12 protein-coding genes are annotated in these 15121 nt (G+C 65.9%); 3 read left to right on the plus strand and 9 right to left on the minus strand.

The features are described 5' to 3' along the window. Positions 1–161: 161 nt before the first annotated feature. The 5 genes from BVG12_RS18075 to BVG12_RS18095 form a co-directional block, all read right to left on the minus strand. Positions 162–1091, minus strand: coding sequence for an SMP-30/gluconolactonase/LRE family protein (locus BVG12_RS18075; protein WP_075793615.1), 930 nt, complete (start codon positions 1089–1091; stop codon positions 162–164). A gap of 18 nt (positions 1092–1109) precedes the next feature. Next, on the minus strand, positions 1110–2414 hold the full coding sequence (locus BVG12_RS18080; RefSeq protein WP_075793616.1) for an MFS transporter: 1305 nt from the start codon (positions 2412–2414) through the stop codon (positions 1110–1112). A 128-nt stretch (positions 2415–2542) separates the two neighbouring features. Continuing rightward, positions 2543–3868 carry an MFS transporter gene (locus BVG12_RS18085; RefSeq protein WP_075793617.1) on the minus strand — a complete coding sequence of 442 codons (1326 nt, stop codon included), beginning with the start codon at positions 3866–3868 and terminating at the stop codon, positions 2543–2545. 60 nt (positions 3869–3928) lie between these two features. Beyond that, positions 3929–4855, minus strand: a complete 927-nt coding sequence (locus BVG12_RS18090) for a hydroxyacid dehydrogenase (protein ID WP_075793618.1) — start codon at positions 4853–4855, stop codon at positions 3929–3931. Continuing rightward, a complete protein-coding gene (locus tag BVG12_RS18095) occupies positions 4852–5547 on the minus strand; it encodes an RraA family protein (RefSeq protein ID WP_075793619.1) in 696 nt (231 codons plus the stop codon). The genes BVG12_RS18090 and BVG12_RS18095 overlap by 4 nt, the downstream gene beginning before the upstream one ends. Before the next feature lie 203 nt (positions 5548–5750). Here BVG12_RS18095 and BVG12_RS18100 point away from each other — a divergent pair, with 203 nt between their 5' ends. Continuing rightward, a complete protein-coding gene (locus BVG12_RS18100; RefSeq protein ID WP_075793620.1) occupies positions 5751–6644 on the plus strand; it encodes a LysR family transcriptional regulator in 894 nt (297 codons plus the stop codon). Between the two features lie 6 nt (positions 6645–6650). Here BVG12_RS18100 and kdoO read toward each other — a convergent pair whose 3' ends face one another. Then, positions 6651–7523, minus strand: coding sequence for a Kdo hydroxylase KdoO (gene kdoO, locus BVG12_RS18105; protein WP_075793621.1), 873 nt, complete (start codon positions 7521–7523; stop codon positions 6651–6653). Positions 7524–7534: 11 nt separating this feature from the next. Continuing rightward, the gene (locus tag BVG12_RS18110; RefSeq protein WP_075793622.1) at positions 7535–9382 is read right to left on the minus strand and encodes an ABCB family ABC transporter ATP-binding protein/permease; all 1848 of its coding nucleotides are present in this window, start codon (positions 9380–9382) and stop codon (positions 7535–7537) included. A 61-nt stretch (positions 9383–9443) separates the two neighbouring features. Between BVG12_RS18110 and BVG12_RS18115 the strand changes: the two genes are divergently transcribed. Beyond that, positions 9444–9878, plus strand: a complete 435-nt coding sequence (locus tag BVG12_RS18115; protein WP_075793623.1) for an acyl-CoA thioesterase — start codon at positions 9444–9446, stop codon at positions 9876–9878. A gap of 10 nt (positions 9879–9888) precedes the next feature. Beyond that, on the plus strand, positions 9889–11457 hold the full coding sequence (locus BVG12_RS18120) for an alkaline phosphatase D family protein (RefSeq protein ID WP_075793624.1): 1569 nt from the start codon (positions 9889–9891) through the stop codon (positions 11455–11457). A gap of 72 nt (positions 11458–11529) precedes the next feature. Here BVG12_RS18120 and BVG12_RS18125 read toward each other — a convergent pair whose 3' ends face one another. Further along, on the minus strand, positions 11530–13209 hold the full coding sequence (locus BVG12_RS18125; protein WP_075793625.1) for a long-chain-fatty-acid--CoA ligase: 1680 nt from the start codon (positions 13207–13209) through the stop codon (positions 11530–11532). A gap of 198 nt (positions 13210–13407) precedes the next feature. Next, the gene (locus tag BVG12_RS18130; RefSeq protein WP_075793626.1) at positions 13408–15090 is read right to left on the minus strand and encodes a long-chain-fatty-acid--CoA ligase; all 1683 of its coding nucleotides are present in this window, start codon (positions 15088–15090) and stop codon (positions 13408–13410) included. Positions 15091–15121: the final 31 nt, after the last annotated feature.

The raw sequence follows: 15121 nt of genomic DNA on the forward strand, positions 1-15121 counted from the left end.
ACGCGCTCCACGCGCTGGGCGAGGCCGCGCGCGGGATCGGGGTGGTCGACACCGAGGTGACGGATGCGGAGCTGGCGAGCGCATCCTGGTGGACAATCCGGAAACCTTGTACGGCTTCCGGGCAGCGTAACGACGCCGGCTCGACGCCGGCTCAGCGCGGTTCAGGCAGGGTCGAGGTGGGAAAACATGCGCAGGCCGCGTGTCGGCGCCTCGGCCCGCAGGATCGAACCGGTTTCCGACTCCGTGATGAACAGGCTCGTGCCCTCCGGGCCGCCGAACGCCAGGCTGGTGGTCGAGAAGCCCGCGCAGGAGCGGATCCTCAGCAACGGCTCCGCGACGCGCGACAGCCGCCAGACGGATCCGAATCCCGTGTGCGCGACATACAGCCCGCCTTCGTCGTCCAGCGCCAAGCCGTCCGGCCCGCCCAAGCCGCCGTGCAGCTGCGCAAACACGCCCACCTTGCCAATCAGGCCGCTCTCGTTGAGTGGAATGCGCCAGATCTGTTGGGCACGGGTGACGGCGACCAGCAGATGGTTCTGCATCGGATCGAAGACGATGCCGTTGGGGCTGGGAATGGTGTTCACCAGGCAGGTCAGCGTACCGGAGGGGGATAGGCGGTAGACACGGCCGCTGGGGTCCTGCAGGCCCGTCTGTCCCTGATCGGTAAAGTAGATGTCGCCCGACGGCGAAAACACGAGATCGTTGACGCCTTTAAAGCCCTCCGTTCCCGCGTTCTCAAGCAGCGGCGTCACATTGCCACTGGCGGGGTCGAGCTGTACCAGGCCACGCTTGTAGTCGGTAATGACGACGCGGCCATCCCGATGGATCTTGAGGCCGTTGGGCCAGCCGTCGTATTCCGTCACCAGTTCCCATTCGCCATCGGGCGTGATGCGGAAAACGCGGCCGTACGGAATGTCGGTGACGTACAGGCGTCCCTGCCCGTCGAACGACGGCCCTTCGAGAAAGGAGTCGATCTCCCGGCCTGAACGGTTCGCATTGGCCCAGGCCGTCTTCCGGGGCTTCCGGAACCGGTCGGGCATGCGGGTGAAGACGGTGGCGTCCACGGTAGGCGGTGCGTTGAAAAAGCTCATGGTGAAGTTCCTTGCAGGTTATGAATCGGACTTGGCCGGATCGCCGAGCAGCAGCATGATGGTCGCCCCGATCGCCAGGGCGCCGGCGACCGCCAGCAACGGCAACGTGAAGCCGCCGGTGGCCTGCTTGATGTAACCGATCATCGACGGACCGACGAAGCCGCCAAGATTGCCGATGGAGACGATCAATGCAAGACCGCCGGCGGCCGCGCGGCCGGTGAGAAAGCCGGAGGGAATGGCCCAGAACGTCGCCTGGAACGACAGGACGGCGGATACGGTCAGGGTGATGGCCAACATCTTCAGGATGGGCATGGTCAGGAAGGCCGAGATGGCCAACGCGGCAGCGGCGACCAGCATGGCCCCCACCACGTAGCGCAGCCGGTTGGGGCTGCGGCTCGCACGGCGCGACCACCACAGCATGCTGGCCGCACCCACGGCGTACGGCAGCGCCGTCACGAGGCCGACCTGGCTGGCGCGCAAGCCGAATTCCTTGACGATCTGCGGCAGCCACAAGCCGATGCCGAGTGAACCGACGATCCCGCAAAAATTGATCGCTGCCAGCGCGAACACACGCCAGTTGGTAAAAGCGTCGCGCAGCTTGTCGCCATGCTTTGCCGACAGCGTCTGCTGTTCCTCGGCGAGCCGGTCGGCCAGCCAGGCCCGCTCGGCGGGCGCCAGCCAGCGGACCTGCGACGGCTGGTCGGGCAGCAGATACAAGCACAGCACGCCGAGCACGACCGCCGGCAGTGCCTCCACCAGGAGCAGGACTTGCCAGCCCTTCAGCCCTGCGAAACCATCCAGCTCCATCAGCAGGCCGGAAACCGGCGACCCCAGCATGTTGGCGACCGGGATGCCGACCAGGAAGGCCGCGGTCGCGCGGCCGCGCCAGGCGCCGGGGAACCACTTCGTGAAATACAGATAAATGCCTGGCGTGAACCCGGCTTCCGCCAGTCCGAGCAGGAAACGGGTCAACGCAAAACTCTTGGGGCCGACGACGAACGCGGTCGCCATCGAGATCACGCCCCACGAAATCATGATGCGCGCAATCCAGACACGCGCGCCGAATTTATGCAGCGCCAGATTGCTAGGGATTTCGAAGATGAAATACCCGAGAAAAAACAGCCCGGCGCCCAGGCCGAACTGCGCGGGCGTCAGACCGAGGTCGCGGTTCATCGTCAGGGCGGCGAAGCCGACGTTGATGCGGTCGAGGTAGCTGACGACGTAACAAATGAAGACAAAGGGAATGATGCGCCGGATGACCTTCTTCATCGTGGCGTCTTCGTTCACTGCGGCTGCGGCCGTCGAGGGCTTGCGCATGTCCATGGCGGAGTCCTGGTTATCCTGTAAGCGGTAGAGGAAGCGGTTGCAACGATGCGGCTGCGATGCCGCCGGCGCCGCAAATCGTTGCAAGGAATGGAATCGCGCCGGGAAACCGACGCGCTGCAGGCGGATTAGGCCGTCGCCTTGGCCTGCGCGTTACGCGCCGCCCGGTGAGCGTCGTTGCTCAGCATGAGAAGGGTGATGATGCTGGCCACCGCCAGGAGCGCGATCGGCAGCAGACCGAGCGCGTGACTGCCGGTTTCTTCCTTGATCCAGCCGTAGGCGTTGACCATCAGGCCGCCGCCGATCAGGTTCGAGGCGGCATTGATGGCGGCCAGGCCGGCCGCCGCCGAACCCGGGGCGAGCCAGGACGAGCTCAGCGCCCAGAACGGTCCCTTGAAGGAGTAGGCGCCGATCAGGACGCAGGTCAGCAGCACGACGGTCGGCACGAGCGATGTCACGAACAGAGTGCACAGCATGCCGCCGGCGATCAGGGCCAGCGGAATCGCCGTGTGCCAGCGACGCTCGCCCTTGCGGTCCGAATGGCGGCCCCACCACACCATCAGCACGGCGGCGATCACGTACGGCACGGCGTTGACGAGGCCCGTCTGCATGACCGTCAGGCCGAACGACTTGATCAGCTGCGGCTGCCACACGCCCAGCACGGTGCCGGCCGACGACGCGGTGGCGCACACCAGGGCCATGCCCAGCACTTCCTTGCTGCGGAAGATCTGCCAGATCGACGGATGAGGTCCCGCCTCCTTCTTCTCGGTGCGTTCCTTCTCGATGCGCGCGGACAGCCAGTCGCGCTGCGCTGCGCTCAGCCACTTCGCCTGTTCCGGACGGTCAGTGAGTAAGAACAGGCACATGACGCCCAGCAGGATGGTGGGCAGGCCTTCGAGGATGAACAGCCAGTGCCAGCCGCGCAGGCCGAACATTCCGTCGGCCTGCAGCAGCAGCGCCGAGATCGGCGAGCCGACGAAGCTGGCCATCGGCACCGCGACCATGAAGATGGCGACGATACGGGCGCGGTAAGCGGCGGGGAACCAGTACGTGAGATACAGCACGACGCCGGGGAAGAAGCCCGCCTCGGCGGCGCCGAGCAAAAAGCGCAGGATGTACAGCGACGTCGCCCCCTGCACCAGCGCCATGCCGGCCGAGACGAGTCCCCACGTGATCATGATGCGCGCGATCCATTTGCGCGCGCCGAACTTTTGCAGCGCCAGGTTGCTGGGCACTTCGAACAGGAAATACGAGATGAAGAACAGGCTGCCGGCGAAACCGAACATCTTCGGCGTGAGGCCGAGGTCGTGGTTCATCTGCAGCGAAGCCATGCCGATGTTGCCGCGGTCGATGAAGGCCAGCAGGTAGCACAGCATCAGGAAGGGAATCAAGCGCCAGGTAATCTTGCGGATCGTGTCCGCTTCGAGGCGCGCGTTGTCATCGGTTACGCTCATGGTCGTCTCCCATAGTAATCGTTAAAGCGCGTCTTGGCGCGCGCTTGTGTTTTTTCGGCCTCAGGCCATCTGTTCAGATGCTTCCAGCACCGCCAGCACGTTGCGTGCCGCGGCCGTGCCCATGCCGACGTAGGCATCGCTCGTCACGCCACCGATGTGCGGCGACAGGATCACGTTGGGTATGCCCGTGAACGGATGGCCGGCCGCGAACGGCTCGACCTGGAAACTGTCCAGTCCCGCCGCGCGCAGGGCGCCGCTCTTCAGCGCGTCGGCCAGCGCCGCCTCGTCGATCAGGCCGCCGCGCGCCGTGTTCACGACGATGGCACCGGGGCGCATCGTCGCCAGCGTGGCGGCGTTCAGCATGTTGGCGTTGTCCTGCGTGAGCGGGCAATGCAGCGACAACACGTCCGACTGCGCGATGACGTCGGCCAGCGGGAGCCGCTCGACGCCTTCCGGCGCGGTCTGTGCGAACGGGTCGTGCGCGATCACGCGCATGCCCATCGCGGTGCCGACGGCCGCCACGCGCGCGCCGATCGCGCCCAGGCCCACGAGGCCCAGCGTGCGGCCGCGCAGTTCGAGGCTTTTATGGGTCGCCTTGTCCCAGTGGCCGTCGTGCATGCGGCGGTCGAGTGCCGGCACGTCCTTGGCGCACGCGAGGATCAGCGCCCACGTATGTTCTGCCACGGCGGGCGCGTTGGCGCCGACGGCCGCCTTGACGGCGATGCCGCGCGCGGCGGCGGCGTCCTTGTCGATCGTGTCGATGCCGGTGCCGTGCTTGGAGATCACGCGCAGGCGCGGGCTCGCGTCGATCACGCGCGCCGTGATGCGGCCGTAGCGCACGATGATCGCGACCGGCTCGTGCTGGCGGCACAGGGCGACCAGCGTGTCCTCGTCGGGAGCCTTGCCGGCGTAGACGATGTCGAAGCCGGCGAGCAATTCGACGGCCTGTTCCGCCAGGTCGGCACCCGTGACCAGGATGGCGCTCACAGCGTCTCCCCTTCGGTCAGCACGCCGGCCTTGCGCAGCGCGGCATCGAGCCACGTCGGACGCAGCTGGGCGCCGCTGCGGATGCCTTCCAGGCGCGCCGTCTCGTCGGCCAGCTTTTTCTGCGCCAGTTTCAGGACCGCCGGCACCTTGACCGGCTCGACGACGACGACGCCGTCGCCGTCGGCCACCACCAGGTCGCCCGGCTGCACCGTCACGCCACCCACCGACACGGGCCAGTTGATCCGGCCCGGCACCAGTTTCGACGGCCCGTTCGGGTTCGCGCCGATGGCGTACATCGGAAAGCCCAGTGCGCGGATCGCTTCCGTGTCACGCACGGCGCCGTACACGACGATGCCGGCGATCCCGATCGCCATGCATTGCGAGACCATGATCTCCCCCATCAGCGCACAGGACTCATCGCCCTTGCCGTCGATGACCAGGACGTCGCCAGGCTTGGCCAGCGCCATCGCCGCGTGAATCATCAGGTTGTCGCCCGGACGGACCTCGACGGTCAGCGCCGGTCCCGCCAGGCGCATCGTCGGGGCCAGCGGGGCGATGCGGCTGGACAGGGCTCCGCGGCGGCCGGCCACGTCGGCCAGGATGGATGATGGGAACTGGGCGGCGCGCGCGACCAGTTCCGGGTCGATACGCGCGATGTCGCGGTTCACGTCGGGTGGAGTGGAATGGCTCATGGATAGTCCTCGTGGTAGATGAACGACAGACACGGGAGGAGACGTGCGCAGGACGGCACGCGCGGTGCGGATTGCCATGGTCGTCTCCTCGGTGCAGCTGTTTTTTTGGTCGGGCAAGGTCTTGTATGAACCGAGTATAGAAAGGCCGATCTATAATGTATATTCACTTAATTTTCTTATTTCCAAACTTTCAGGAATGTGTCATGGACTTCCGCGACCTGAAATATTTCGAAGTCATCGCCACCGAAGGCAACCTGGCGCGCGCCGCCGAGCGCGTGCACCGCACCCAGCCGGCGCTGACGAAATGCATCGACCGGCTCGAAGAATCACTGGGCGCGCGGCTGTTCGAAAAGGATGGACGCGGCATGCGCCTGACGGCCGCCGGCCACGTCCTGCTGAAACGCACGCGCCAGATGGCGCTGATGGTGGAAGAGACGGCGCGCGAAATGCAGGATCACGCAGGCGGCCTCCAGGGCGAGGTCCGCATCGGCTGCGTGCCGACGATGGCCGAGCACCTGATGCCCGCCGTGTTCGAGCAGCTGCTGTTCGATGCGCCCGCGATCACGGTCACCTTGGCCGTGGCGATGAACGACAACCTGCTGGCCAGCTTGCGCGACGGCGACATCGACCTCGTCGTGGGACCGATGGTGGACGGCGATGCGGACATCGTTTGCGAACAGATCGCGGAAGACACGATGGTCGTGATGGCGAGCGAACGCCACCCCGTGTTCGACGCGCCGCGCACGCTCGCGGACCTCGTGCACTACAAATGGATGCTGCCGGCGCGGACGGTCGCGTCGCGCCAATGGCTGGACCAGACCTTCGAGCGCCACGGCCTGCCGCGGCCGCGCGTGCAGATCGAGTCGAATGTGTTGAACACGATCCTGCCGGTGCTGGAAAAGACGCCGCTGCTGGGCTTCGTCACGCGCTTCAACCTCGTGGCCGCGCGCGCGCGCGTGCGCGAGGTCGTGCTGCCCGAGGCGCAGATGAAGCGGCGGCTCGGGCTGGCGTATCGGAAGAACGGTTATCTGTCGCCGGTGGCGGCGCGGGTGGCGGAGATTTTAAGGGTGAGGGGGAAGGAGTTGCTGCTCATTTGAACGCCGTCACACCAATGTATGTCCCTGCATCCGCGTGAGAATCGCCAACGGACTCGCATCCTTGTCGTACTGGTGCATGGGCGACAGCTGCAGCGTGTGCTCCATCATGTACTGCCCCGCCATCACGGCGTGCGAGGTCTGGTCCGAGAAGCACACCCACGCGCAGCCCGGCGGGAAGCCGAACGTGACCTGCGGCGCGTTCTTCTGGTAGTCGAGGTCCGACTTCATCGCGTCGTGCAGCTGCAGCATGATGTGGTCGTATTCGCTGCGCAGCGACTTCGTCACGTGGAGCAGATTCAGCATCTTCGCCTGCCACGCCGAATACGGCTTTACTGTCGGCAGGAAGCGCCGGGCCACGTCCTCGAACGGTTCGCCCACGCGCCACACGCGCGGCTCGCCGTCCTGGTTCACGTTGGTGAACACGCGCAGCAGGCGCTCGCCGTAGTTCGGGCGCGACGGGAAGGCGTCGACGTGCATGCGGCGGTCGTCGGCGCGCCACGATTGCACGCGGTTCTGCACTACCGCCGGCCGGAAGCTCGTCGCGCCGCGGCGCAGGTGTTCGCCGTAGCGCGGCACCAGGTTGGCCAGCAACCCTTCGGCCTCGGCGCGGAAGCGGCCGATCATCCCGGCCATCAGCGCGCGCGTACCATCGTCGCCGACGACGCCTTTCAGGTCGCCGGCGGACGACAGGCTGATGTTGCGGGTCTTGGGGTCGCGGATGTCTTCGCGGAACAGCGCCAGTTCTTCCTTCTGCGGCGCGAAGCCGTGCCGGCCGAAGTTCGGGAAGTACAGCACCTTGCCCGCTTCCAGCGCGGCGATCCAGGCCGGGTTGCCGTGGCCGACATCGGCCATGTCGATCTCGACGATCTGTTTTTCCATGCTCTTCAATCCTAGTCTTGTACCACTTCGACCGGCGGCGAGGCCAGGTCTTCGTCCTGCCTTGCCTGCTGGCGGTCCCACATCTGCTTGTACAGGCCATCCGCCGCGATCAGGGCCGCGTGCGTGCCCCGCTCGACGATGCGGCCGTGGTCGAGCACGAGGATCTGGTGGGCGTCGGCGATGGTCGACAGGCGGTGCGCGATGACGAGCGTCGTGCGCTGCTTCGCGATTTCCTTCAACTGCGCCTGGATCGCCTGCTCCGACTTCGAATCGAGCGCCGACGTCGCTTCGTCGAAGATCAGGATCGCGGGGTTCTTGAGCAAGGTGCGCGCGATGGCCACCCGTTGCTTTTCGCCGCCGGACAGTTTGAGGCCGCGTTCACCCACCATTGTCGCATAGCCGTCAGGCAGGGTTTCGATGAACTCGTGGATCGACGCGGCGCGCGCGGCCGCCACGATATCGGCGCGGCTCGCGCCAGGGCGGCCGTAGGCGATGTTGTATTCGATGGTGTCGTTGAACAGCACCGTGTCCTGCGGGACGATGCCGATCGCGTGGCGCAGCGAGTCCTGCGTCACGTTGCGCACGTCCTGGCCGTCGATGCGGATGGCGCCTCCCTGCACGTCGTAGAAGCGGAACAGCAGGCGGGACAAGGTCGACTTGCCCGAACCGCTGTGGCCCACGACGGCCGTCGTCGTGCCGGGCGGGATCGTGAAGTCGACGTCGAACAGGATCTGGCGCTTCGGGTCGTAATTGAAATCGACGTGCGAGAACTCGACCTTCGCGCCGTACGTGACGAGCGGCTTCGCACCGGGCGAATCCGCGACTTCGCGGTTCTGTTCGAGGAGGCCGAACAGGCGCTCCATGTCGGCAAGGCTCTGCTTGATCTCGCGGTAGATCACGCCCAGGAAGTTCAGCGGAATGTACAGCTGGATCATGAAGGAGTTCACGAGCACGAGGTCGCCCAGCGTCATCGTCTTGTCGATCACGCCCTGCGTGGCGCGCCACAGGATCGCCGTCACGGCCGCCGCGATGATCAGGGACTGGCCCGTGTTCAGGAACGACAGCGACGTCTGCGAGCGCACGGCCGCCTGCTCGTACTTCTGCAGGCCTTCGTCGTAGCGCCGAGCCTCGTAGTCCTCGTTGCCGAAGTATTTCACCGTCTCGTAGTTGATCAGCGAGTCGATCGCCTTCGTATTGGCCTTCGAATCGAGGTCGTTCATCGTGCGGCGGAAGTGCGTGCGCCATTCCGTGACCGTGACGGTGAACGTGATGTACGTGACGAGCGCGATGGCCGTGATGCCCGCGAACCAGGCGTCGTAGTGCGTGCCGAGGTAGCCCAGCACCAGCGTGATCTCGACGAGCGTCGGCAGGATCGAGAACAGGGAGTACGACACGAGCGAGCTGACGCCGCGCGTGCCGCGCTCGATGTCGCGCGTCATGCCGCCCGTCTGGCGGTTCAGGTGGAAGCGCAGCGACAGCGAGTGCAGGTGGCGGAACACCTTCAAGGCGATCGTGCGTACGGCGCGCTGCGTCACGCGCGCGAACAGAAATTCGCGCAGCTCGGTGAACAGCGTGGTCGAAAAGCGCAGCGCGCCGTACGCGACGAGCGCGCCGAGCGGCAGCACGAGCAGCGCGTGCGGATTGGCAGGGCTGATCGTCAGCGCGTCGATGAGCTTTTTGAGCACGAGCGGCACGCCGACGTTGGCCATCTTGGCCCCGACGAGGCAGATCAGCGCGGCCAGTACGCGCCACTTATAGACCCACAAATAGGGCAGCAAGGTGGCGATGGTGGCCCAGTCGTTCCGTTTGACGTTCGGATCGGCGGCGGGCGGCAGGGAATTCGGAGATGAGCGGCGCATGGCAGGGCTTGTCGATTTATGGTTCAATCAAAAGGATTGTAGCCTTTACCGAGAATTCAAGATGACCGAGCCAGTAAACACCACCCCATCCATCACCCGCCTGCCCGAAGGAAAGATGCCGGTGCTGCGGATGATGCCCGCCCCGTCCGATGCGAACGTCTACGGGGACGTGTTCGGCGGCTGGATCATGGCCCAGGTCGACGTCGCCGGCTCGCTGCCGGCCGTGCGCCGGGCGAACGGCCGCGTCGCCACCATCGCCGTGAATTCCTTCCTGTTCAAGAACCCCGTATTCGTCGGCGACCTGCTGTCGTTCTATGCCGACATCGTCAAGGTCGGCAATACGTCGATCACCGTCTACGTCGAGGTGTACGCGGAACGCAACCGCCTGCAGACGGACGTCGTCAAGGTGACGGAAGCCACGCTGACCTATGTCGCCACGGGCCCGGACCGCAAGCCGCGCCAGTTGCCGCCGCTCGAATCGCTGATCGCGCAATAAGCACGATTCGATGTCCTGGCCGCGCCGCCTGTTCCTGCTGAACGCCGCGCGGCTCGCGGCCGCGACGCCTGCGCTGCTTCACGCCGCGCCGTCGAACGCGGCCGGCTATCCGTTCAGCCTCGGCGTCGCGTCGGGTTCTCCGCTGCCGGACAGTGTGATCCTGTGGACGCGCGTCGCGCCCGATCCGCTCGACGCGACCAAGACGCCCCCCCTCGCCCTCACCCTGCGCTGGGAAGTGGCACACGACGGCGCGTTCCGCGACATCGCCGCGAAGGGCAGCGTCATCGCGACGCCCGAGCTGGCGCACAGCGTGCGCGTCGACGTGAGAGGCCTGCAGCCGGCGCGCTGGTACTGGTACCGCTTCATGCTGGGTGACGCCGTCAGCCCCGTCGGCCGCACGCGCACGGCGCCCGCGCCGGACAACCTGCCGGACAGCCTGAAACTGGCGGTGGCCTCGTGCCAGCACTGGGACTTCGGCAGCTACGCGGCGCATCGCTACATCGAACAGGCGAATCCGGACCTGGTCGCCTTCCTCGGCGACTACATCTACGAATGGGGCGCCTACCGGCTGCAACATCCGCTGCGCGCCGTCCGCCAGGACGAGTCGTTCACGCTGGAAGACTACCGCCGCCGCTACGCCCAGTACAAGACCGACCCGGACCTGCAGGCCGCGCACCTGATCGCGCCGTGGATCGTCACGTGGGACGATCACGAGGTCGCCAACGATTACGCGGCCGACCGCGACGAGCGCCTGTCCCCGACCTTCGCCCAGCGGCGCGCGGCCGCCTACCAGGCCTTCTACGAGCACATGCCGCTGCGCCTGGCGCCCCCGAAGAACTTCGCGAACGTCCGCATGTTCCAGCGCTACGACTGGGGACGCCTCGCGCGCTTCCACGTGCTGGACGACCGCCAGTACCGCGCCTACGAGGTCTGCCCGCACCCGGGCCACGGCGGCTCGAATTCCGTGACACCGCGCGCCTGCCCAGGCCTGCTCGATCCGCGCCGCTCGATGCTGGGACTTGAACAGGAAGCGTGGTTGCGCGCCGGGCTGGCGTCGTCGAAGGCGCGCTGGAACATCCTCGCGCAGCAGACGCTGATGGCGCAGTCGTCGCAGATCCCGGTGACGCCTCCGGAGGCGGGGCGCTTCTGGACGGATGGCTGGGACGGTTATCCGGTCGCGCGCCGGCGCCTGCTCGATACGCTCGTCGACACGGGCGCCGCGAATCCGCTCGTGCTGGGCGGCGACGTGCACACGTTCTACGCGACGGAACTGCGGCGCGATTTCAACCGGCCCGTGTCGCAGGCGAACCCGGTGGTCGCGACGGAATTCGTGGGCACGTCGGTCACGTCGAGCTCGCGGCCGCAGCAGCGCACGTCGCAATACGTGGCGATGAACCCGCACATCAAGTTCGGACGCAGCGACAAGCGGGGTTACATGCTGATCGAGATCACCCCGCGGGAAACGCGCACGCGCTTCATGGGGCTGGACGAGGTGAGGAATCCGAAGACCGCGCAGCGCGAGCTGGCCGCGTTTCGGGTGGAGGATGGACGGCCGGGCGTGGAGATTACGGCGATTTAAAGAGCAACCGCTATCCAACCACGTCATTCCCGCGCAGGCGGGAACGACGGTGTTTTTATGCGTACGGTGTTTTCAGGCAGGCTGCTTCTCATCCCGCAGCTCGCGCCGCAGGATCTTGCCGACGTTGGTCTTCGGCAGGCTGTCGCGGAACTCGATGTACTTCGGCCGCTTGTAGCCGGTCAGCTGATCCTTGCAATAGACCATCAGCTCGTCCTTGGTGAGTCCCTTGTCCTTCTTGACGACGTACAGCTTGACGGCCTCGCCCGAGTGCTGGTCCGGCACGCCCACGCACGCCACTTCCAGCACGCCCGGGTGCGCGGCGACGACGTCCTCCACTTCGTTCGGGTACACGTTGAAGCCGGAGACGAGGATCATGTCCTTCTTGCGGTCGACGATTTTGACGGCGCCGGTCTCGTTCATCACGCCGATGTCGCCCGTCTTGAAGAAGCCGTCGCGCGTCATGACCTTCGCCGTCTCGTCCGGACGCTGCCAGTAGCCCGCCATCACCTGCGGACCGCGCACGGCGATCTCGCCGGCCGTGCCGAACGGCACTTCGTTGTCCGATTCGTCGATGATGCGCAGCTCCGTCGACGGCAGCGCGTAGCCGATGGTGCCCGTGAATTCCTTGATGTCGCAACGGTTCGCCGCGACCACCGGCGACGTCTCCGACAGGCCGTAGCCCTCGACGATCGGCGCGCCCGTCACCGCCAGCCATTTGTCCGCCACGACCTTCTGCACGGCCATGCCGCCGCCCGGGCACACCTTCAGGCTTGAAAAATCGAGGCTGGCGAAGTCCGGATGGTTCAGCAGGCCGTTGTACAGCGTGTTCACGGCCGGGAAGACGTTGACGCGGTAGTTCTTCAGCTCCTTGATGAAGCCGCCGATGTCGCGCGGGTTCGGGATCAGGATGTTCGTGCCGCCCGCACGCAGGCCCATCAGGGCGCACACGGTCAGCGCATAGATGTGGTACAGCGGCAGCGCGCACACGAATTGCGGCGTCGTGCCGGCCGGGATCTTCGCCAGGGTCGGGGCGAACCAGGCTTCGTTCTGCAGCACGTTGGCGATCACGTTCTTGTGCTTCAGGACCGCGCCCTTCGACACGCCGGTCGTGCCGCCCGTGTACTGCAGGAACGCGACGTCCTCGTGGCCGCATTCGACGGGTTTGCGAGACAGGCGCGCGCCTTCGGCCAGCATGCGCTTGAACGGCACCGCGGACGGCAGCGACCACGCCGGCACCATCTTTTTCACGGTGCGGACGACGAAGTTGACGAGCAGGCCTTTCGCGCCCAGCAGGTCGCCCATGCTGCCCACGATGACGTGCTTGACCTTCGTGTTCGGCACGACTTCGGCGACGGTGTGCGCGAAGTTTTCCAGCACGATGATGGCTTCGGCGCCCGAGTCGTTCAGCTGGTGCTGCAGCTCGCGCGCCGTGTACAGCGGGTTGACGTTGACGATGGTGTAGCCGGCGCGCAGGATGGCGGCCATCGCCACCGGATACTGCAGCACGTTCGGCAGCATGATCGCCACGCGTGCGCCCGGCGCCAGGCCCTTGTGCTGCAGCCACGCGGCCATCGCGCCGGACAGCTTGTCCAGCTCCGCGAACGTCATGGACTTGCCCATGCAGGCGAAGGCGTCGCGGTTGGCGTACTTGCGGAAGGAGTCCTCCAGCAGGTGCGTGAGGGAGCGGTACTGCGTCCAGTCGATCTCCGCAGGCACGCCCGCCTCGTACGACTTCAGCCAGAATTTGTCCATGTCATTGCCTCGCTTTTTCTCAATCATTGAAATCGTGTGCGCAAAAAAACCGCCCGGCGGCGGCACGTCGCCCCGCGCAGGCGGGGCCCCAATGTGCAAGCAGCTCGATAGCGCAAGCAAAGCTTGGAGGGGATTGTGCCGGGGGCACAATCCCCGTCTCCGCGGGGATGACGTCTCATGCGCTTGTCGTTACATCCGCTACGCCGCCTGCTTTTCCTCGCGCAGCGCGCGGCGCAGGATCTTGCCGACGTTCGTCTTCGGCAGCTCGTCGCGGAATTCGATGTATTTCGGCTTCTTGTAGCCAGTGAGCTCGCGCTTGCAGTAGTCCATCAGCTGCTCGGCCGTCAGGTCCGGATCCTTGCGCACGACGAACACTTTCACCGCTTCGCCGGAATGCTCGTCCGGCACGCCGACCACCGCGCATTCCAGCACGCCCGGGTGGGCCGCGATCACCGCTTCCAGCTCGTTCGGGTACACATTGAAGCCCGACACGAGGATCATGTCCTTCTTGCGGTCGACGATCTTCACGTACCCGTTGTCGTCCATGATGCCGACGTCGCCCGACTTGAAGAAGCCGTCCGCCGTCATGACCTTCGCCGTCTCGTCCGGACGGTTCCAGTAGCCGGCCATCACCTGTGGACCGCGGATCGCGATCTCGCCCACGCTGCCCACCGGCAGCGGGCGGCCGTCATCGTCGACGATGGCGACGTCCGTCGACGGCACCGGCAGGCCGATCGTGCCGGTGAAGCCCGGGACGTCGCAGCGGTTGCACGTGGCCACCGGCGACGTCTCCGACAGGCCGTAGCCCTCGATGATGTTGGTGCCCGTGAGCGCCTTCCACTTGTCGTTGACGGCCTGCTGCACGGCCATGCCGCCGCCGTTGGACACCTTCAGCGCGCTGAAGTCGACGTCCTTGAAATCGGGGTGGTTCACCAGCGCGTTGTACAGGGTGTTCACGGCCGGCAGCATATTGATGCGGTACTTCTTGAGCTCCTTGATGAACCCCGGGATGTCGCGCGGGTTCGGGATCAGGATGTTCAGCGCGCCCACGCGCATGCCCCACAGCGCGCACGCCGTCAGCGCGAAGATGTGGTACAGCGGCAGCGCGCACACGATGGTCGGGAATTCGACGAGCGGCGGCTGGCTCATCGCCGGCTTCGACCACGCCTCCGTCTGCAGGATGTTGGCGATGACGTTGCGGTGCGTGAGCGTCGCGCCCTTCGACACGCCCGTCGTGCCGCCCGTGTACTGCAAAAAGGCGACGTCGGTATTCTTCAGCTGCGCCGGCTGGAACGGCATCTTCGCGCCCTGCGCCAGCGCGTCCTTGAAGCGCACCATGTGCGGGATCGTAAAGTCCGGCACCATCTTCTTGATGTTGCGGACGACGAAGTTGACGAGCATGCCCTTGGCGCCGCCCAGCAGTTCGCCCATGCTGGCCACGACGACGTGGCGCACCGCCGTTTTCGGCAGCACCTGCTCGACCGTGTGCGCGAAGTTCTCGAGCACGATGATGGCCTCGCTGCCCGAATCCTTCAGCTGGTGCTCCAGCTCGCGCGGCGTGTACAGCGGATTGACGTTGACGACCGCATAGCCCGCGCGCAGGATGGCGGCCAGCGCCACCGGATACTGCAGCACGTTCGGCATCATGACGGCGACGCGCGCGCCCGGCTTCATCCCGCGGCTCTGCAGCCAGGCGGCCAAGCGCTTCGACATGTTGTCCAGTTCCCCGTACGTGAGGAACTTGTCCATGCAGACGTAAGCGTTGTTCGCCGCATACTTGCGGAACGATTCCTCCAGCATTTGCACCAGGGAACCGTACTGGTCGGGGTCGATCTCCGCCGGGACGCCGGGCGGGTAAGCCTTGAGCCAAATCTTGTCCATCGGTGCCTCTGTCTCCAGTATCGTTATCGTT

It is taken from the genome of Massilia putida (assembly GCF_001941825.1).
Lineage (GTDB): Bacteria > Pseudomonadota > Gammaproteobacteria > Burkholderiales > Burkholderiaceae_D > Telluria > Telluria putida.

What these genes read in the sequence shown, in the direction of transcription:
- BVG12_RS18075 (WP_075793615.1), bottom strand. Translation starts at nt 1,091, where the DNA reads ATGAGCTTTTTCAACGCACCGCCTACCGTGGACGCCACCGTCTTCACC.
- BVG12_RS18080 (WP_075793616.1), bottom strand. Translation starts at nt 2,414, where the DNA reads ATGGACATGCGCAAGCCCTCGACGGCCGCAGCCGCAGTGAACGAAGAC.
- BVG12_RS18085 (WP_075793617.1), bottom strand. Translation starts at nt 3,868, where the DNA reads ATGAGCGTAACCGATGACAACGCGCGCCTCGAAGCGGACACGATCCGC.
- BVG12_RS18095 (WP_075793619.1), bottom strand. Translation starts at nt 5,547, where the DNA reads ATGAGCCATTCCACTCCACCCGACGTGAACCGCGACATCGCGCGTATC.
- BVG12_RS18100 (WP_075793620.1), top strand. Translation starts at nt 5,751, where the DNA reads ATGGACTTCCGCGACCTGAAATATTTCGAAGTCATCGCCACCGAAGGC.
- kdoO (WP_075793621.1), bottom strand. Translation starts at nt 7,523, where the DNA reads ATGGAAAAACAGATCGTCGAGATCGACATGGCCGATGTCGGCCACGGC.
- BVG12_RS18110 (WP_075793622.1), bottom strand. Translation starts at nt 9,382, where the DNA reads ATGCGCCGCTCATCTCCGAATTCCCTGCCGCCCGCCGCCGATCCGAAC.
- BVG12_RS18115 (WP_075793623.1), top strand. Translation starts at nt 9,444, where the DNA reads ATGACCGAGCCAGTAAACACCACCCCATCCATCACCCGCCTGCCCGAA.
- BVG12_RS18120 (WP_075793624.1), top strand. Translation starts at nt 9,889, where the DNA reads ATGTCCTGGCCGCGCCGCCTGTTCCTGCTGAACGCCGCGCGGCTCGCG.
- BVG12_RS18125 (WP_075793625.1), bottom strand. Translation starts at nt 13,209, where the DNA reads ATGGACAAATTCTGGCTGAAGTCGTACGAGGCGGGCGTGCCTGCGGAG.
- BVG12_RS18130 (WP_075793626.1), bottom strand. Translation starts at nt 15,090, where the DNA reads ATGGACAAGATTTGGCTCAAGGCTTACCCGCCCGGCGTCCCGGCGGAG.